This is a genomic window from Mycobacterium sp. ITM-2016-00318, from assembly GCF_002968285.2.
In the GTDB taxonomy this organism is placed as follows: domain Bacteria; phylum Actinomycetota; class Actinomycetes; order Mycobacteriales; family Mycobacteriaceae; genus Mycobacterium.
Window position 1 is genome coordinate 5,047,007 of the sequence record NZ_CP134400.1, and the last position, 18,078, is coordinate 5,065,084.

General features: G+C 66.4%; 20 protein-coding genes. 9 read left to right on the forward strand and 11 right to left on the reverse strand.

Going from position 1 to position 18,078, the window contains the following annotated elements:
• Nucleotides 1-51: 51 nt before the first annotated feature.
• The 3 genes from C6A82_RS24875 to C6A82_RS24885 all read left to right on the forward strand — a co-directional run bounded on the left by C6A82_RS24875 (nt 52) and on the right by C6A82_RS24885 (nt 3,117).
• The gene (locus C6A82_RS24875) at nt 52-891 is read left to right on the forward strand and encodes a hypothetical protein (protein WP_105341510.1); all 840 of its coding nucleotides are present in this window, start codon (nt 52-54) and stop codon (nt 889-891) included.
• Between the two features lie 71 nt (nt 892-962).
• Nucleotides 963-1,976, forward strand: coding sequence for a S1C family serine protease (locus C6A82_RS24880; RefSeq protein ID WP_105341508.1), 1,014 nt, complete (start codon nt 963-965; stop codon nt 1,974-1,976).
• Between the two features lie 67 nt (nt 1,977-2,043).
• Nucleotides 2,044-3,117, forward strand: coding sequence for a dihydrodipicolinate reductase (locus C6A82_RS24885; protein ID WP_105341584.1), 1,074 nt, complete (start codon nt 2,044-2,046; stop codon nt 3,115-3,117).
• On the opposite strand, the gene C6A82_RS24890 is transcribed toward C6A82_RS24885, so the two are convergent.
• The 4 genes from C6A82_RS24890 to C6A82_RS24905 all read right to left on the reverse strand — a co-directional run bounded on the left by C6A82_RS24890 (nt 3,114) and on the right by C6A82_RS24905 (nt 6,079).
• The gene (locus C6A82_RS24890; protein WP_105341585.1) at nt 3,114-3,386 is read right to left on the reverse strand and encodes a hypothetical protein; all 273 of its coding nucleotides are present in this window, start codon (nt 3,384-3,386) and stop codon (nt 3,114-3,116) included. The two genes, C6A82_RS24885 and C6A82_RS24890, sit on opposite strands and share 4 nt — an antisense overlap.
• 189 nt (nt 3,387-3,575) lie before the next feature.
• Nucleotides 3,576-4,868: a serine hydrolase domain-containing protein gene (locus C6A82_RS24895; protein ID WP_105341587.1), complete on the reverse strand. Its 1,293-nt coding sequence runs from the start codon at nt 4,866-4,868 to the stop codon at nt 3,576-3,578.
• Nucleotide 4,869: 1 nt separating this feature from the next.
• Nucleotides 4,870-5,589 carry a DUF4239 domain-containing protein gene (locus tag C6A82_RS24900; protein WP_105341591.1) on the reverse strand — a complete coding sequence of 240 codons (720 nt, stop codon included), beginning with the start codon at nt 5,587-5,589 and terminating at the stop codon, nt 4,870-4,872.
• A gap of 64 nt (nt 5,590-5,653) precedes the next feature.
• Complete coding sequence (locus C6A82_RS24905; RefSeq protein ID WP_311101527.1) at nt 5,654-6,079, reverse strand: hypothetical protein; 426 nt, start codon at nt 6,077-6,079, stop codon at nt 5,654-5,656.
• Nucleotides 6,080-6,186: 107 nt separating this feature from the next.
• Here C6A82_RS24905 and C6A82_RS24910 point away from each other — a divergent pair, with 107 nt between their 5' ends.
• Nucleotides 6,187-7,188 carry a hypothetical protein gene (locus tag C6A82_RS24910; RefSeq protein WP_105341858.1) on the forward strand — a complete coding sequence of 334 codons (1,002 nt, stop codon included), beginning with the start codon at nt 6,187-6,189 and terminating at the stop codon, nt 7,186-7,188.
• Nucleotides 7,189-7,592: 404 nt separating this feature from the next.
• Here the strand turns inward: C6A82_RS24910 and C6A82_RS24915 are convergent, their stop codons facing one another.
• Together C6A82_RS24915 and C6A82_RS24920 are read right to left on the reverse strand one after the other, a co-directional pair.
• On the reverse strand, nt 7,593-7,772 hold the full coding sequence (locus C6A82_RS24915; protein ID WP_105341857.1) for a hypothetical protein: 180 nt from the start codon (nt 7,770-7,772) through the stop codon (nt 7,593-7,595).
• Nucleotides 7,773-7,799: 27 nt separating this feature from the next.
• On the reverse strand, nt 7,800-8,249 hold the full coding sequence (locus C6A82_RS24920; protein ID WP_142405840.1) for a hypothetical protein: 450 nt from the start codon (nt 8,247-8,249) through the stop codon (nt 7,800-7,802).
• Nucleotides 8,250-8,582: 333 nt separating this feature from the next.
• Between C6A82_RS24920 and C6A82_RS24925 the strand changes: the two genes are divergently transcribed.
• Nucleotides 8,583-8,783 (forward strand): hypothetical protein, encoded by a 201-nt coding sequence (locus C6A82_RS24925; RefSeq protein WP_142405839.1) that lies wholly within the window; start codon nt 8,583-8,585, stop codon nt 8,781-8,783.
• Nucleotides 8,780-9,265 (forward strand): hypothetical protein, encoded by a 486-nt coding sequence (locus tag C6A82_RS24930; RefSeq protein ID WP_105341853.1) that lies wholly within the window; start codon nt 8,780-8,782, stop codon nt 9,263-9,265. The genes C6A82_RS24925 and C6A82_RS24930 overlap by 4 nt, the downstream gene beginning before the upstream one ends.
• Nucleotides 9,266-9,496: 231 nt before the next feature.
• On the opposite strand, the gene ligD is transcribed toward C6A82_RS24930, so the two are convergent.
• Together ligD and C6A82_RS24940 are read right to left on the reverse strand one after the other, a co-directional pair.
• Complete coding sequence (ligD, locus tag C6A82_RS24935) at nt 9,497-10,540, reverse strand: non-homologous end-joining DNA ligase (RefSeq protein ID WP_105341851.1); 1,044 nt, start codon at nt 10,538-10,540, stop codon at nt 9,497-9,499.
• A gap of 1 nt (nt 10,541) precedes the next feature.
• Nucleotides 10,542-11,594, reverse strand: coding sequence for an ATP-dependent DNA ligase (locus C6A82_RS24940; RefSeq protein WP_311101528.1), 1,053 nt, complete (start codon nt 11,592-11,594; stop codon nt 10,542-10,544).
• Between the two features lie 62 nt (nt 11,595-11,656).
• On the opposite strand from C6A82_RS24940, the gene C6A82_RS24945 reads away from it, so the two are divergent.
• Genes C6A82_RS24945 through C6A82_RS24955 form a run of 3 tightly spaced genes read left to right on the forward strand, consistent with a single transcriptional unit; the run spans nt 11,657 to nt 13,791 of the window.
• A complete protein-coding gene (locus tag C6A82_RS24945) occupies nt 11,657-12,718 on the forward strand; it encodes an ATP-dependent DNA ligase (RefSeq protein WP_311101529.1) in 1,062 nt (353 codons plus the stop codon).
• A 48-nt stretch (nt 12,719-12,766) separates the two neighbouring features.
• Nucleotides 12,767-13,408: an MBL fold metallo-hydrolase gene (locus tag C6A82_RS24950; protein ID WP_105345287.1), complete on the forward strand. Its 642-nt coding sequence runs from the start codon at nt 12,767-12,769 to the stop codon at nt 13,406-13,408.
• A 17-nt stretch (nt 13,409-13,425) separates the two neighbouring features.
• Nucleotides 13,426-13,791 (forward strand): hypothetical protein, encoded by a 366-nt coding sequence (locus C6A82_RS24955; RefSeq protein WP_105345286.1) that lies wholly within the window; start codon nt 13,426-13,428, stop codon nt 13,789-13,791.
• On the opposite strand, the gene C6A82_RS24960 is transcribed toward C6A82_RS24955, so the two are convergent.
• From C6A82_RS24960 to C6A82_RS24970, 3 genes are read right to left on the reverse strand one after another with little or no spacing between them, the layout of a single operon-like run.
• Complete coding sequence (locus C6A82_RS24960) at nt 13,788-15,494, reverse strand: diol dehydratase reactivase ATPase-like domain-containing protein (RefSeq protein WP_105345284.1); 1,707 nt, start codon at nt 15,492-15,494, stop codon at nt 13,788-13,790. The genes C6A82_RS24955 and C6A82_RS24960 overlap by 4 nt on opposite strands.
• A complete protein-coding gene (locus C6A82_RS24965) occupies nt 15,491-15,826 on the reverse strand; it encodes a diol dehydratase small subunit (protein WP_105345283.1) in 336 nt (111 codons plus the stop codon). Before C6A82_RS24965 ends, C6A82_RS24960 begins: the two co-directional genes overlap by 4 nt.
• A complete protein-coding gene (locus C6A82_RS24970; protein ID WP_105345291.1) occupies nt 15,823-18,042 on the reverse strand; it encodes a propanediol/glycerol family dehydratase large subunit in 2,220 nt (739 codons plus the stop codon). The genes C6A82_RS24965 and C6A82_RS24970 overlap by 4 nt, the downstream gene beginning before the upstream one ends.
• Nucleotides 18,043-18,078: the final 36 nt, after the last annotated feature.

The window sequence follows — 18,078 nt, forward strand, 5'->3', positions numbered from 1 at the left end:
CCGGAAGTCAGAGCTGGTCACTCCTTGGCCCGAGGAATCTTGAGGAGGAGTATGAGCCGCAAAATTGCGGTGGCCTGGCACGCATCGTTCTCGATCGCCGCCGGCGTCTTGTACTTCTTCTTCGTGCTTCCGCGCTGGCCTGAGCTGACCGGTGCTACTTCACACAGCCTCGGCACGGTGCTGCGTATCGTCACCGGCGCGCTGATCGGCCTCGCCGCGCTTCCGGTCGTGTTCACGCTGCTGCGGACGCGCAAGCCGGAACTGGGGACGCCGCAGCTGGCGCTGAGCCTTCGAACGTCGTCGATCGGTCTGCACGTGCTCGCCGGTGCGCTGATCATCGGCACCGCGATCAGCGAGATCTGGCTCAGCCTTGACAGCGCAGGTCGCTGGCTCTTCGGCATCTACGGCGCCGCCGCGGCGATCGCGTTGCTCGGCGTCTTCGCGTTCTACCTGTCGTTCGTGGCCGAGATGCCGCCACCACCTCCCAAACCCCTCAAGCCCAAGGCCAAGAAGGCGGGTCGTCGCGGCCGCCGCAAGGCCACAGAAGCCCAGGCCAGCGAGGACACCGAGGTCACCGACGAAGCTCCCGAAGTCGCTCCCGAAGCCGAGGCTGCGCCGGAGACCGAGGAGGCCACGGGCGACGACAGCGAACCCGCCGAAGCCGAGGCACCCACGGAGGCCGAAGAGCAGGCCGACGAGCAGCCCGCCGAGGTGACAGCCGACAAAGAGGACGACGCGGCAGGAACCGAAACCCAGGCAAAGGCCGAAGAAGCCGACGGCGTCACCGGTGATGAGTCAGCCAACGGCGGCCTGCGGAACCGGCGCACATCAGGCAAGATCTCACTTCGGAAGCGCAAGAGATCGCGCGGCGGCGTTGCCGTTGACGATTAACCACACATCGACACGGGAACTCCTCATTGCCACGATGTAATGAGAATCCGCCCCAAGCCGAAAGTCCCCATATGGCCCGCTCGCACCCATATCGCCTGCTGATTGCGCTCGCCGCCGTTTTGGCACTGGTGGCGCCGATCCGCCCGGCGATCGCCGCTGCGGCGCCGCTCGACACCGCCATCGCGGCCGTCGAACCGGCCGTGGTGCAGATCGACACGACGATCGACTACCAGCAGGCCATCGGCGCGGGAACGGGCTTCCTGCTCAACCCCAACGGCGAGGTGCTGACCAACTTCCACGTGGTGCAGGGCGCTGACGTCGTCACCGCCCTCAACGTGGGCACCAGCCAGTCCTTCGGCGCCGACCTGATCGGCTACGACCGCACCCATGACATCGCGCTGCTGCAGCTGCGCGGTGCGTCCGGCCTCCCCGTCGCGCCGGTGGGCAACTCGTCGGCAGTGGCCGTTGGTGAGCCCGCCGTGGCGATCGGCAACGCCAATCCGGGCGGCCCGCCGACGCGTGAGGCAGGCACCATCACCCAGCTCGGCCGGTCGATCGAGGCCAAGGACGCGCTGACCGGTGCCTCCGACGAACTCACCGGCCTCATCGAGGTGGCCGCCAACGTACGCGCCGGTGATTCAGGGGGCCCGCTCGTCAACGGCACGGGCCAGGTGATCGGCGTGACGACGGCTGCGACCGTGAATTACCGGTTCGCTCCCGGGGGTAAGGGTTTCGCCATCCCCATCAACCAGGCGCTGGGAATCGCCGACCAGATCCGCGCGCGGACTCCGTCCGACACTGTCCACGTCGGGCCGCCCACGCTGCTCGGCGTCGGCGTCGCCGCGGGCGACCAGAGTCAGGGAGTGCCCGGCGTCATCATCCGCGAGGCGCTTCGGGGTGGCCCGGCCGAAGCTGCGGGCCTAGCCAGCGGCGATGTCCTCACCAGCATCGACGGCGCACCGGTGGATTCGGCGACGACGCTGACCCGGCTGCTCGACCGGCACTACCCCGGCGACGTCGTCGACCTCACCTGGATCGACAGGAGCGGCGCACAGCGGACCGGTAAGGCGACGCTGACCTCCTGACCGCACGGGTCAATTTTCTGGCCGAAAGGCACCGCTGCGATGCCTGCCCTTTCCCTATGCTGAGCGAGTGCCAAACACCACCCCTTATCGCGTCGTCCAGTGGACGACGGGCAATGTCGGAAAGAGTTCGGTGGAGGCGATCGCCAAGAACCCGAACTACCAACTCGTCGGGTGCTACGCCTGGTCCAAGGAGAAGGACGGCGTCGACGTGGGCGAGTTGGCCGGGATCGAGCCGCTCGGAGTCGCGGCCACCAACGATGTGGACGCGCTGCTGGCGCTGAAACCCGACTGCGTCGTCTACAACCCGATGTGGATCGATGTCGACGAGCTGGTGCGCATCCTGTCGGCAGGCGTGAACGTGGTGACTTCCGCGTCGTTCATCACAGGGCACAACCTGGGCGACGGCCGCCATCGCATCGAGGAAGCCTGCACGTCGGGTAACTCGACGATCTTCGGCTCCGGCGTCAGCCCGGGCTTCGCCGACCTGCTGGCGATCGTCGCGGCGTCGGCCTGCGATCGCGTCGACAAGGTGATCGTCGCCGAGTCCGCCGACACGACGCTGTACGACTCACCCGATACCGAGCGACCAGCTGGCTTCGGCGTCCCGATCGACGACCCCGACCTGGGGCCGATGGCTGCCAAGGGCACGGCCGTCTTCGAAGAAGCGGTGCGGCTGGTGGCCGATTCGCTCGGCGTCGAACTCGACGAGGTCGTGTGCGAAACCGAGTACGCGCAGACGACCGAAGACCTGGAGATGGCGTCTTGGACCATTCCCGCCGGACACGTCGCTGGGGTCTTCGCCAGCTGGCAGGGCCGCGTCGGCGGTAAGACCGTGGTGGACCTCAACGTGCGGTGGCGCAAAGGTCAGACGCTGGAACCGGATTGGAAGCTCGACGGCGACGGCTGGAAGATCACCATCGAGGGCCGCCCGACCGTCAACATGCAGGTCGGCTTTCTGCCGCCGCCGGACATGATCGAGAACATGAAGTCGATCCAGGACCTCTTCGTGATCGGCCACATCATGACGGCGCTCCCGCCGATTCACGCGATTCCCGCCGTCGTCGCCGCAGCGCCTGGGATAGCGACCTACAACGATCTTCCGCTACCCCAGGCACGCGGCACGGTGCCGACGAACAACTAGATGCAGGCACTGCCCTCTACGTAGCCGAACGGGCCCTCGATACCGACGCAGGCGTCGACCGGGTCCCAGCGCCCCGGGCCACGGCCGTCCCACCACCAGTCGTCGTCGTGTCCATGACCGTGTCCACGGCCGGGACCCTGCTCTGCGATGTACTGCGGTCCGGCGAGCGCCGGGGTTGCGGGTGCGGCGTTCGCGACGCCGGTGCTCACACCGACGGTGCCAAGCGCCATACCGGCGCTGAGGACGAGTCCTGCAGCGAGTGCTTTCACATCAATCACGCTAAATATCTCCTCAGCAGCTGTTCTTACGGTGCACGGCGCCGGATACCGTTTGGCGCGCCCTGTCGGCCAAAGACGTTGCAAGCACACATCTTCCGGCGTCCGCGAAACACTATAACGCCCGGTTGGACAGCGCGCGAAAGCAGCGCGTCACTTACGCGCGTGATGGTTTGCGCTGAACTAGCGCCTGCCTGCTAACCGCTTCTTCGGTGCGTCGCTGGGTCCGTCATCCTCGCGGAACGTCGCGCCGTATCGCGGCACTGTCATCGCACCGCTGTTGCGCGCGGCGGCGATCGCATTGCTCAGCGGGCGCGCCATGCCCGCGAACGAACCCATGTCGAAAACCAACGCCGTGAGCAACCTGTTGTGTACGAAACCAAACGCGCTACCGGTCGACGGGTCGGCCCAGCCGAGCGTCCCGCCGAGGCCGATATGGCCAAATCCCTTCATCAAGCCGGGGATCGGCGATTCGTGGTAGCCCAGGTGGAACGGCATCGGCATGATCATGTTCAGATCGGGCCGCACCTTCGGCTTGCCGGTCAGGCCGTTGGCCAACTCCGGCGAGAGGAAGTGCTGCCCGTCGATCACGCCACCGTTGGCGATGGCCGCGTACATCTTCGCCAGACCACGGCCGGTGACGACACCGTTGGCAGCCGGTACCTCGCCGTTCAGGAACGGAATGTCGCCCTGCACAAGAGACATGACGCCAGGGAAGTACATGGCGCCGAGTGCGCCGGAGAACGGCAGGCCCGCGACCTTGGGCGCGACAAAGTCGATCACCGGGTTGGGCCGCCCGTTCTGCGGAAGAAGGATCTGCGCGACTTTGGTCGGTGAACCGGCCGGCGGACGGCCGAGGTGCACGCCATCGGTGTTGAGCGGACGGGCCACCTCGTCACGAAACAGTTCGCGCATCCCCACGCCGGTGACGGCCCGGCACACCCCGGATATCAGCCATCCATACGTGAGCGCGTGATATGCCTGCCGTCCGCGGAGGTGGTCGACCCCAGCCGCGGCCAGCCGCTCCTCCATCAGGCGGTGGTCCAGCAGGTCCTCTTTGGTGACCCCTTTCAGATGCGACAGGCCCGCTCGGTGCCGTAGCACGTCGCGAATCGTGATGTCTTGCTTGCCTTTGGCTCCGAACTCGGGCCAATACTCGGCTACGGGGGTGTCGTAGTCCAGCAGCCCGCGATCGACGAGCCGGTGCACGACGGTGGCGGCGACTCCCTTCGTCGCCGAGAACACCATCGCACCGGTGTTGGCCGTCCACGGCGTGGTGCCGTCGCGATCGGACCACCCGGTCCAGACATCGACCACAGGCTTCCCGTCGATGTAGACCACGAGGGCCCCACCGCCGAACCGTCGACCGGGAGTCAGCCCGGCGAAGATGCGGATGACGTTGGCGAACCGCGGGTCCGCCGCCCCCTGTACCCCTCGTGGCAGGCCTTCTTCTGCGCGAAGCAGCGATGACGCCATGTCACTTCCCGTCATCGACAGCGTCGAATACCCCGACCGAGTGCTGGAACGGCGCAGGAGTGATCCCGACCTGGCTCCCGAAGGGGTGGTCGAGACAGTAGATGACGAACAACAACAGACCGAGCAACAGAGAGACCGCCCCCGACAGCACGATGTGGCCCCGCGTACTGTCCAATCGCAGGAAACCCGCCAACCCGACCAGAAGCACTCCGCCGAACATCAATCCGAACCACAGCAGCCATGGAATGCGCGGCTCGGCGTCGAGAATGCGGGTGTTGCGCTCCGACGCGAGCACCGTCAACTGGCCCAGGAATTCGGAGTTGATCCCCGATGACGCGGCGTCGGGATCCTGCCGACCCAACACCCGATACATATCGGTGATCGCGCTGCGGGCGACGTCGCTGGGGCCGCCGCCCTCGTTCTGCTCCTGCTGTCGCCATTCGGGACCCTGCACGGCGGTCGTGTACTTGCGCAGCAGAACCCGGATCTCCTGCTGCTCCTGGGCGGGCATGGCCACCGTCTGGCGATACATCGTCGCCAGCGTGGACGCCTCGTTGGCGACGTTGGCCTCGGCCGAAGAGAACTGCTCCCACGCGACCACCACCGTGAAGCCGAGCAACGCGCCGTACACCAAGGCAACCGTGGTCAGAAAGGGCGACAGCGTCGAGTTGTGCTCCTTCCCGATTTTCGAGGGGATCACGCGATCGGCGATCAAGATCATTCCCGTCGCCACGAGCACACACGCGACGATGACCACACCAAAGAGCACCCACACGTTCACGGCGCTATCCCACCACCTTGGTGACCGCCGCCTTGAGCTGGGCTCCCGGCGGGCCCTCCAGCGGCACGTCCTGGAGTACCCGGGCCTGGCCGCCCTGCACGGTGAAGTCACCGTCCTGCGGCTGATGACCGCCGGTGACCTGATACAACACCTTGATCTCCTTGTCCGGCAGTGGGTGCAAACCAAGGTATTTCGGCTCGACTCGATATCGGTACACGCATCCGCCCGGGTCTGCGCACTTCTGATCGGTGACGACGACGCCGATCTGGAACTCGGCCGGTGTCGGCACCTTCGGCGTTGGTGCGGCGAGGGTCGTGCGTGGCGGCGGCGGTGGGCTGTCCTTTGCGGTGATCATCGCGATGGACACCCCTAACCCGGTTGCGACCGTCGCGAAGACGGCCAGCGCCGCGATCAGTCGACGGGCGCTCATCCGACCTCCATTTGCCAAGACTGCACCACGGTGCCGCCGCGTGTTCGCCGATTGAAGTACTCCAATACCCACGCCGACCGCGCGAACCTGCAGTAAGTGTTATCGATATGCACGAGCAGTTGGCCGGTTACATCTCGGGGCGGGTCAACGCCGAGGACCTCGCGTTGGCGCCTGGCGGCGAATGGGTGCTGACGTCGGGGATGACGGGGCCCACCGCCCCGCTCGGCCGGCTGTACGCGGTGAGCGTGTCCAACGGGGCGTGCAACGAGATCTTCCCCTACCGCGCCACAGCCGCGTTGGACACCGAAAGGTTCATTCAGCAGCCCGATCTCAATCCGCTGAAATTTCGGCCGCACGGCATCGACGTGGGCTTGTCGCCCGACGGTCGGACCGAACTGTATGTGGTGAACCACGGTGGCTATGAGTCGGTCGAGGTCTTCGAAGTCAATCTCGACGAGTCCCGTCCCGCCTTGAAAGGGATTGGCGGCGTGCGACTCCCCGGCAGCGCCGTCGGAAACGACGTCGCAGCGGTCGACGACGGGTTCGTCGTCAGCACCACAGGAGACTTCGAGGGGCTGACCGAGGTGAGCGTCGAGGAAGCGATGGCGGGCGCCGACACCGGTGGCGTCCTGGAGTGGTCACCCGTGATGGGCTGGCTCGCCCTGCCCGGCACGGCGATCAACACCGCCAACGGCGTCGCGGTGTCACCCGACGGTGAATGGGTGTACATCGGCGGCTGGAACTCGCGCTGTATCAGAAAGGTCCGGCGTTGCGGCGCCGAACGGGAATCCGTCACCGCGTCGGTCGACATTATGGTCGACAACCTGACGTGGTCGGTGTCGGGCCGACTCCTCGCCGCGGGCACCTACGGCACGAGCATGCGAAATTTCCTCGCGGGCCACCTCGGCCCGAATCCGCGGCTCGGCATCCCGTCGCGGGTGATCGGCGTGGATCCGGAGACCCTCGCGACAGAACGGCTCATCGACTACGGCCCGGACACCTTCGGCGCGGCGACGACGGCACTTCAGGTCGGCCGCGAGATCTGGGTCGGTACGGCACGCGACCAGGGCCTCGCCCGGTTCCGGTTCCCCACCGCGATAAGGCGCTGACCACTTGTCCTGCTTCTACTTCTCACGGGCCGTGGAACCTGTTGAACAGTCGCAGAGAAGTGCATTAAGTGTGAAGAAATTGATTCCGGGGGATCAACCCCTTCAAGCCACAGCAGAAGAGCCGGGAGGCTTGGCTCCAAAGTGACAGCTAGGCAGAGCGTTTCACTATGTGAGCCGGGATCAAAGCTCACAAACCTATTGCGAAGGTACAACGAACCATCAGATGCGATTCCTCTTCCAGTCGGCTTTGCACAGTTGGCCGGGAGGATCTACTTTCCAGGAATCGCCGTCTGTCACTGTTGCTGAGCTTCCTTGCCTGCCACGGGGCATTTTCGCGTCCAGGAACTGCTCGCCGGGACGAGAGCTTTCTTCCGAAGAATCAACGACCCGGCAGCGTCGCTGGCTCACGAATCATTCGCGTGCTCAGCAGCCTCTTGGGCCAGCCGCAGCGTCGGGAACTCGCCGATGGGCTGGCGTTCCCGGAACAGGCGGTGCTCACCCGATGTGACGATGAGGATCGTCCAGTGGCCGTCATTGCTGAAGTAAGTCGGCCCCGAGATCCCGGACACCCTCCGCCATTTCATGACCGAATCACTTTCGATTTCTCGGTCTCACCCATTGGCCTGCTCCGCGTCGCTCGCAATAGGATTTCCCCCCGCGCTGGCTACTAGCCCTCCTCGGGGCCAGTGGCCGTGCGGGTGCAGCCCGCCCCAGTCGTCCCAGGTTTCGTGGCGTCGGTTGCGAGGGGCGACGATGCGGCGTCGCAGCTCAAGCAGCAACTCCTCGGTGGAGGCGCGAGCCAGCGCATCGGAGGCGGCGTGTGAGAGCGGTGCGGAAGGGGGGCGGCGTAGTTCGGGCACGGTTTCTTTGGGTTCCCCGCCGGTAAGGATGGTGTCGATGCTCCCCGGTGCCCAGGCCAGCTTGTTCTCCAGCATCGCGTAGGTGCCGGGGCTGGCCTTGCGGACGCCCTGCTCGATGTCGGCGAGGGTGCGCACGGTGAACGCCAGGGTGCTGGCCAGGTCGGTGCGGTTGCGGTAGCCGAGGCTTACCCGCCGACTCACAACGTGGTGACCGAGGTTTGCCAGGTCGCGTCGGTCCATGCAGTGATGATGACGCATTAGGGCGGCAATGTCGAGTCGCCGTTGCTATTTCTTTCTTTCTGTTGCTTGAACTGGCCTCACCAGCGCAATACCGCTGTAAGCATCGGCGAACCCATACGCCTGGTTAGCGTCGAGGTAGGCGCGTTCGATGAGTTGCTCTCATCACTGTCACGCCGTCACCACGTACACCGTCGTCATAGTTGCCTCCCGTCTCCGCTGGTGGGCCTCGATCTGACAGCACCGCATCACTACCACGTCCGACAAGCCGCTGCCGCGACGTCGCACGGATTCGGCATGACTGCACTCGTCCGCCTTCGTGACGTAGATAACAGCGGCAATGGTTGCCGGATTATTGACATAGTTGCTGTTTATTTCCTATTGTTGCTCATAACCGCCGCTGAATCCAAGGGGTTCGGCGGCGGCATCACTGTCCCGAAACTGACTGAGGCCCAACCCGTTCTCGGCAGGTCAACAAAGGAGAAAGCAAAGACATGAAGAAGATCATCACGGCCGGTCTGCTGGGCGGCGCGATCACCGCTTCCCTCCTGGGACCCGGTGCGGCCAACGCGGCAGAAAACGAGTACGTCGGCGTGGAACCGGGCAGGCTGGTCCAGATCTCCGTCGAGCGCACTGCTTCACTGCCTCTCGGGCAGGCCCAGGCACTCACGGAAGCCCACAGGGCGTTCAGGGCAGGCAACGACGCCGAGGTCACTCGCATCGTCACGAACATCGTCGATGGTCCGCAGTGGGCTATTGACCCAGCTATCGAAGCGGCTGCCCAGGTGCTGCCAAAGCCGGTGGGCGGAACCAATGGTGACTCCTACACCGCCGATGGTGACGGCTCGCTGATGCAGTTCCGCAACACCCAGATGCTGCAGGCACGTGACACCGCTCGCGCCAACGCCCAGGCTCACGTGGCCCAGGCGGGCGAGGTTCGTGACGCGATCAAGGCGGCCCTCACGCCCCCGGCCAACTAAGCCCGCATCACAGACTGATTCAGCCCCGGCCCGCGTACTCCAATCCGCGACCAGCCGGGGCTGATCTCTGTCCCCGATTTGCATTCACCCTATAGAGCGCTAGGCAAAACGCCGAAGTTGGACTTCACCCCTCCGCCGCGCAGCCCGCCTACTTCACCACAAAGGACCTTGTCGGCGAGCCGGTTTCGGATTCACCAACCTCACTACTGTGGCCTTTTCCGTGATCGTGGGCTATACCGAATTCCCCGAATCATCCCAATTGGCCGCAACCTTCTTGCTCGGTTGAACTCGTGGCGGCTCGCCCGGCATCTTCGGGTAGTTCGGTGGGTAGGGCAGATCGCCGAGGCCCCGCTCCTCGTCGGCCTCGACCATCTCGAGCAGCGGCTCGATCGACTGGGCGACGGCGTCTAACTCGGCCATCGCGTCGCCGCGCTTCTTGACCAGATCGGGGACGGTGGAAATGGTGTAGTCGTCGGGATCGGCATCGCGCAGTTCGTCCCACGACAGTGGCATCGAGACGGTGGCGATCGGTGTCTTGCGCACCGAGTAGGCCGACGCGAAGGTGCGGTCGCGGGCGTTCTGGTTGTAGTCAATGAACAACCGCTGGCCGCGCTCCTCCTTCCACCACGACGTGGTGACGGCGTCCGGAGCCCGCCGCTCCACCTCGCGCGCCAGCGCGATGCCCGCACGGCGCACCTGGATGAAGTCCCAGTCCGGTTTGATTCGCAGGAACACGTGGACGCCGCGCCCACCGGAGGTCTTCGGGAAGCCGATCAGCCCGAGTTCGTCGAGCAGCGGTTTGAGCACGTCGACGGCGATCGCGCCGGCTTCCCGGAATCCGGTACCCGGCTGCGGGTCGAGGTCGATGCGCAATTCGTCGGGGTGCTCGGTGTCCTGGCAGCGCACCTGCCACGGGTGCAGCGTGATGGCGCCCATCTGCGCTGCCCACGCGATGGCGGATGGATGCGTCACCTTCAGCGCGTCGGCAGTGCGCCCCGAGGGGAAGGTGATGAGACACGTCTGCAGGTAGTCGGGGTGCTTCTGCGGCACCCGCTTCTGGTAGATCTCCTCGCCCTCGATGCCGTCGGGAAAGCGCTGCATGTGAACGGGCCTGTCACGCAGCAGGTTCACCATCTGGTCGGCAACCGACAGGTAGTAGTCGAACACGGCGCCTTTGGTTCCCTTCGAACCAAGCTTGGGAAAGTAGGGCTTGTCGCGATTGGTGAACCGGACGGCGACCCCGTCGACTTCGATTTCCTCTGCTTTACCGGCCATTTCAGGACTCCAACACGTCGTAGAGGTCGTAGTTCACGGGTGCGTCGAGCTGGTCGAAGGTGCAACTCGCCGGATCGCGGTCGGGGCGCCAGCGGAGGAACTTCACCGCATGCCGAAATCGTTGGCCGTGGACCGTGTTTCCCTCCATCTGGTCGTAGGCGACCTCACACACCCTCTCCGGCCGGATCGGAATCCAGCGCTTGTCGGCCGCGGAGTTCCACCGACTGGGTTCGCCGTCGTTGACCTGGTCACCTTCCCGCAGCGGTGCCAGCTCGGCGAGTAGCGACACTCTGGCCTTCGCGGTGAACGACGCTGCGCCGCCGACCATCTGGAGCTCGCCGTCGTCGCGGTAGAGGCCGAGCAGAATGGATCCCACCCCCTCGCCGCTCTTGTGAATGCGGTAGCCGATGGCCACGCAGTCGGCGTCGCGGGCGTGCTTGACCTTCGCCATCTCCCGTTTACCCGGGAGATACGGACCGTCGAGCCGCTTGGCGATCACGCCGTCGAGGCCTGCGCCCTCGAACTCCTCGAGCCACTGCGCCCCCAGCGCCGGATCCTCGGTGGTGCGGGTGACGTGGCACCAGTCCTTCTCGGTGACGGACTCCAACAGCGCCTGCCTGCGGACCCGAAACGACTCCTTCAGCAGCGACGCGTCGCCGGTGGCCAGCGCATCGAATCCGATGAAATGCGCAGGCGTCTCCTCGGACAGCATCTTGATCCGGCTCGCCGCGGGGTGAACGCGTTGGCTCAGTGATTCCCAGTCCAGCCGGACCCGGCCTTCGATCTCGCGGGGGACCACGATCTCGCCGTCGAGCACGCACCGCGGCGCCACCTCGGCGCGCAACGCGTCGAGCAGTTCGGGAAAGTATCTGCCGAGGTCCTTGCCGTTGCGCGACTGTAGGACGACGTCGTCGCCGTCGCGGAACATCAGGGCCCGGAAACCGTCCCACTTCGGCTCGTAGGACCACACCCCGGCGTCGTCGGGCACCTTTGCCTGGGCTTTCGCCAGCATCGGGTCGATCGGCGGCTGCAGGGGGAGGTCCACGGTTCCCATACTCAACTAGACCGACGACATGGGGCAATGTCATCGACGCCGCCGCAGGCGAGAATAGGCGGGTGCAGCTGCCCGTCATGCCGCCGGTTTCGCCCATGTTGTGCAAGTCGGTGCCTGCGATTCCGCCGGGCGCCTCCTATGAGCCCAAGTGGGACGGCTTCCGGTCGATCTGCTTCCGTGACGGCGACGAGGTCGAGTTCGGCAGTCGCAACGAGCGTCCGATGACCCGCTACTTCCCGGAGCTCGTCGATGCGGCTGTCGCGGAGCTGCCCGACCGCTGCGTCGTCGACGGCGAGATCGTCATCGCCGCCGACGGTGCGTTGGACTTCGAGGCGCTGCAACTCCGGCTGCACCCTGCCGCGTCGCGGGTGAAGATGCTCGCCGAACAGACTCCGGCGTCGTTCATCGCGTTCGACCTGCTCGCCCTCGGCGACGACGACTACACGGGTCGGCCGTTCAGTGAGCGGCGGGCCGCACTCGTCGACGCGTTGGCCGACGCGGGCCCCACGTTCCACGTCACTCCGGCGACCACCGATCCGGCGACGGCACATCGGTGGTTCGCCGAGTTCGAGGGGGCAGGCCTCGACGGGATCGTCGCCAAGCCGCTGACAATCCGATATCAACCGGACAAGCGAATCATGTTCAAGGTCAAGCACGCCCGGACCGCCGACTGCGTCGTCGCCGGATACCGACTGCACAAGTCCGGTGCCGATGCGGTCGGCTCGCTACTGCTCGGGCTCTACAAGGACGACGGCACCCTGGCATCCGTCGGCGTCATCGGCGCCTTCCCGATGGCAATGCGTCGCCAGCTGCTCACCGAACTACAGCCGCTCGTCACCACGTTCGACAGACACCCATGGAACTGGGCGGCAACCGCGGAACCGGACGTCGTGCGCCGCTATGGAGGTGGCTCGCGCTGGAACGCGGGCAAGGACCTCTCCTTCGTGCCGCTGCGACCCGAGCGGGTCGTCGAGGTGCGCTACGACCACATGGAAGGCGAGAGGTTCCGCCACACAGCGCAATTCAGCCGTTGGCGGCCAGACCGTGAGCCACGCTCGTGCACCTACGCACAGCTCGAACAACCCGTCACGTTCACACTCGGCGACATCGTTCCGGGCCTGTGACCGCTCACGCTTGACCTCAACCTTTGTTCGGGTTGCACGGTGGTTCCCATGGAACAAGTTCTGAGTGACCTCTGGCAGACCCGCACCGACTCGCCCTTCCCCGGGCTGACGACCCACGCATTCCTGTGGACCGGCCGCAACGCGCTGTTCTACTCCACCGCGACAGACGCCGACTTCGCCGAACTCGAAGCCCTCGGCGGCATCTCCGATCAATACCTGTCACACCGCGACGAAGCCGGGCCGATGTTGGCGGCGATCGCCGGCCGTTTCGATTCGGCGCTGCACGCCCCCGTCACGGAACTGCTCGAAATCGGGCAGCATGCCCACGTCGACGTACCACTGGCCGGCCGACACGTCGACGCCAACGACGTCGAGATCATCCCGACGCCGGGCCACTCACCCGGCAGCACCTGCTATCTGGTCAACGGCGCCGAGGGCAGATACCTGTTCACCGGCGACACCCTGATACTCGGCGACTCGGGAAACTGGTGGGCCGGTTACATCCCCGGCGTCGGGGACGCCGACGCGTTGGGCGAAAGCCTGCGGCTGTTGCGCACACTGAGCCCCGATGTCGTGATTTCCAGCGCGTTCCAAGGTGTCTCGGCAGTGCACCGCATCCAGCCGAAACAGTGGAAGGACCACATCGACCAGGCGCTCGACGGCCTGCCGGCTGGTTTGACGTCGTACTGACCGGGCACCCGATGTGCATGTCCGTGACAGCATTCCAAGATCTGCCGCTCGCCGACCGGGACCGTGGGTGGGACGGCAACGCGGCGGAGAAGCGGGTCCGCAAATGGGCCGGCGCCGAAGACGAGCCGAACCAGGAATACCGCGACGCCCACGTCTGGTACGACAGCGACAAGAAGACCAATTTCACCGCCTACAAGCTGCTGATCGCCGACGTGGTCGGCGGCGAACTGAAAGTCGTTCCGCGCGCGGTGATGGCGGCAGGGGCGATCGTCGACGGCGCGCGCGGCGGGATCGACATACCGTCTGACGACGAAGACCGGGTGAAGAGCCATCTGGCCAAGTACTACAAGAAGATGGGTGAAACGGCCCCGTGGGAGCGTTAGTCCGCGGCGTACAGGTGAATCAGCCCTGATGCGACGGCGTATCGCGGTCCATGCACACCGTCTACGTTCGCCCTGCCGACAACCACGTCGGTGCCGCTCAACGCTTCACTGACGGTGCGGAGCAGTTCGTCGTCGAGCGCTCCGCCGCCTGCGAGGACGAGTGCGCTTGGGCCCTCATCGAACACCTGCATGCAGCGGGCGATGTTGGCTGCCACGGTTTCCTGTTTGATGGCCAGTCGCAGGCTGCGCCACTCCTCGGCGGCGAGCCTGCCCGTGAACGGAACAAGGCCGGCGCTCCCTCGGGTGCACAGCCGACCGATGGCGTCGGCGGAAGCCTGCTTGTCGAGGAACACGCGGCGCCCGTCCTCTTCGTGAGCGATGTGCGGGCTTTCCACACGCACGGCCGGTGACCGCTTCACCTGCTCAGCCAGCGCCAGGGGGATGCCGAGCACTCTTGCGACAGCGACGGTTATCGTCTCGCCCGCTCCGGCCGCCACCACCGTCACCCCGCCGCCGACCAAATCGATTGTGCCGCCGCCGATGTCACATACGATCGATCCCGGCGGCAGGCCCGGCGTCGTCCGCGCGCCATAGGCCGCGGCCTCCGGTTCGGTGGCGACCGTGCGCGCCGGCTTGCCCGTCAGCTCCGTCATGGTCGCCGCAGCGTCAGCCACGTCGTCGGCGGCGAGAAGCGCGACGACGGTGCCGTGCGTCTCGGCGATCCCCCTTCGCAGCCATGCCCCGTTGTCGATCGACGCCAGATCGGTGAAGAACACGTCGTCGACGGCGAGTTCGTCCTCCGACGACGCAATGGCGCGAAGCCGAACCCGCAGCACGCTGCCCGGCGGTTGCGACCGCAGGAGGCTCTGCGCCTGCGCGGGGGTGTAGCGCTCCTCCTTGCCGTCCACGACGCAGTCGACATAGTCGTCGTCCGGCGCGGGCGGTTCCGGCGGTTCGGTTCGCACGGTGACCGCGATGGCGGGCGAGTCCGCCAGCTCCCTGGTGAAAACGGCGACGTCGCGGATCTTCTCGTGCCCGAGCTGCAGAGCCGCAGACAGCGCGATCGGGTCGGCCATCGCACGGTAGGCGCGCCCTTCGGCGACCACCTCCACGGCGACCAGCACTCCCCGTTCGAGCCCCGCCAGATCGACCTCGTCGACGACGGGCACGTCGGCGGGTATGCGGTTGCGGATGAGCACGGCATCGTCCTGCGCGGCGAGCACACCCACGATCTGCCAGCCGCGCTCGAGCGCGCGGGTGACCTGCTCGGCGGCCACCTCGAAGTCGGTGGCCGCGTCGACGGAAACTATTGCAGGACCGGCGATCACGTCTGCACCAAGATCGCCGAGCGGCACATGCCGTCCGACGGCGGAGCCGGTGCCGGCAGGCGTCCGGGCGTCGGTCCTGCGCAGGCTACGCACCGGCGAGTGCGGGGACGATGGTGGCGGAAGCGGCGCCGTCGACGTGTCGACCGGACGCAGCGTCGCCAGCACCAACTGGTCGACGGCGGCGTCCGCCTCGATCTCCAACCGGTGCAGCAGAGCCGCCGCTCCCTCGAGCGATTCGCGAGAGCCCTTCCGACCCCGGGTCGGGGCCTGGCCGTGCGCGATCGGCTCGACGTCACCGTCGTCGACGCGCGCCAAGACTATTTCGGTGGTGTGGTTCCCGACGTCGATCCCGGCGACTACGCCCGCGGCCGTCAACGCAGAAGGCCTCGACGAGCATATGCGTCGGCGGCCTGCCGCACGAGCTCGGCGCACCGCGAGGCGCCGCGGTCGGAGAGCGACGCACGCAAGGCTTGCAGTTCCTCGGCGGTCGACCTGTGCGGACGCAGCGCCTCGTAGAGGCCCATGACCTCTTCGCCGTCGAGGACCGCCAATTCCGCTGCACGCAAGAAGTTGTCGGCGAGCTGCGGGTTGCGCTGCTCCTTGGCGACGGACGCCTGGTGCGCCAGCGTCGCCGGGTCCATCCGGAGATCCGCCAGTTCGAGCTTGCCGTCGACGGCCGCCTGCACGCTGAGTTCCTGTCGGCTCATGCTCGTGTCACCCTCACCGTCATCGGCGAGCGGCCCGGCTCGCAGAGCTCGCGCTCGAGGGCGACGAGCGCGACTGTGCGGGCCTGGTACCGGGCCGAGATCGACTCGTCGGTGCCGCCGCCCAGAATCGGGACGGGCGTCATACCCTTCGCGTGCCTACCCGCGTTCTTGCCGAGTTCCCGATACATCGCGGCCGTCAGCTGCGGTGCGACGCTGAAGAGCTCGAGGTTGGCCAGCGGGGCAAGATCACGTCGATGAATCAGTGCGGTGCCCTTGCCCTGCAACCCGATTCCGATCCCCGACCCCGATAGCCGCGCTGCGGTGAGCCCGATCAGACCGACGTCGATGGTGGATCTGACCCGGACGAGTCGCGAAAAGCAACCCTCCTCCTCCAGCCCCGCTTCGATCTGGCGCAGCGCCTCGCCGACGGTCAGACCACTCAGCGTGAGCCAGACGGTACGGGCGAACGCGGGCGAGAGCCCGATGCAGACTTCGCGCGGATCGCTGCCCTGTTGCGCCTCCTCGACGTCGGTGACGGTGAGGTGGCCGCGGTGTTCGTGCTGATCGGCCGTCAACTCCGGCACGGTGCGCGCCTGCCGGATGTTCTCGATCTCGGCGCGCCGCTCGTCCGTCGGCGCGTATCCGGTGCCCGGTCCGGAGTAGTCGTTCGGATCGGTGATCTTCGACAGCACCTGGAACTTGTCGTCGAAGATCGCCGACGTCTGCAGCTGATCGCCTTTCAGCCGTTCGCGGGTCAGCCGCATGATGGCCTCCGCCTCGTCGTCGTAACCGGTCCGCTTCAGCGATGCGATCACGTCGAAGACCGTCAGCTGTTTGGCCTCGATCGCCGCCGCCGCCTCGGCGACGATTCTGGGATGGCCGGGCGGTAGATCGCGAGATCCATTGGCGGCCACGACCACTTCGATGTGGTCGTCGGCGTAGTCGGCGAGCCCGAGGTCTCGGTAGACCGCCTGGACCGCGGTCGCGGCGCGCCTTCGCACCTTCGCCAGATGTTCGGCCGAGACGGTCCGGAGGCCGCCGTCGGCCGCCCAGTCTCGCTGCAGCACAAGGAAGTCGTCCATGTCGTCGGAGTTGAAGTTGGACAGCGCGAACGCGTTGTCGTAGCGCGGGATCGACCCGAAGCCGGAGAAGATGAAGTCCGCGCCCGCGAGCAGCACAGGCAGCGTGTGCGCGCTTCTGCGGATGTCGGATTCGGAGATCAGGTTGTCGTTGCCTGCGCAGGATTCGAGGTCGCGCAGCATGACCATCAGGTTCTCGGCGAGCAGTTCCTTCATGCCCTCGGGCACCGACGACACCACGCCGACGCCGTCGATGCCGCCGTTCTGCACGCCCTGGGCGCCGAGCGCCCTTGCCAGCGACACACATCGCGACTCGAGGTAGAGGATGGAGCATTTCTCGGCCGCGCCCATGAGCACCTCGGCTCCCCCGCCGCTGGTCACCCGCATTTTCAGGCCGCGCGAGGCATAGGCGGAGGTCAGGATCGCCTTGGAGAACGGGGTGTCGTCGCCATCGACGAACACCTGCTCGGTGCCGTAGAGGGAGATCGTCTCGGCGTAGCTGGTCAACCCGCGCAGGCCAAGCCGGAGTTCCAACGCCTCCTCGATCGAGCACTGGGCCATGGCGCCGGGCACCCCGACCTGGCTTCCGATCAGCAGGGCGATCGCGTTGGACGGCGCGTCGCCCAGCACCGGAACCGTGGTCTCGACCTCGCGGAATCCGTAGGCCACGGCGCTGGCCGCGTCGGCGGCGATCAGCAGTGGGTCGTCGAGCTGGTTGGTGACGTGGGCCTGATTGCTCGGCGTCCTCCTCGCGCGCATCTTGCTCATCGCCATCTGCATCTCGACGGGGGTGAGCACGGCGACCGCGCGGGCCAGTTTGGCCGGGGTGGTCCCGCCGACCAGCCGTGCGACTTCGGCGCGACTGACGGTCAGGTCGACCATCATTCGCGCCAGCGTCACGTCGTCGAGTGCCATCGCCTCCGGCGCCACCTCAAGGTCCAACCCGTAGCGGGCGATGAACTCGTCGATGACGTCGAAGTCCTCGGTCGGCTTGCCGTCGAGTTCCACGACGACCCCGTCACGCACCACGAGCGACGGGTCCGGGTCGAAGGGGCTGGCCATCGCGACCAGCCCCAACTCCGGGTTGGTGACGGAGAACCCGTCGAGGTTGACCGGTTTCGCGTCGAGGACGCGCATCCGCCCGAGGCCGAAATCGTTGTCGCTCACCGGCGG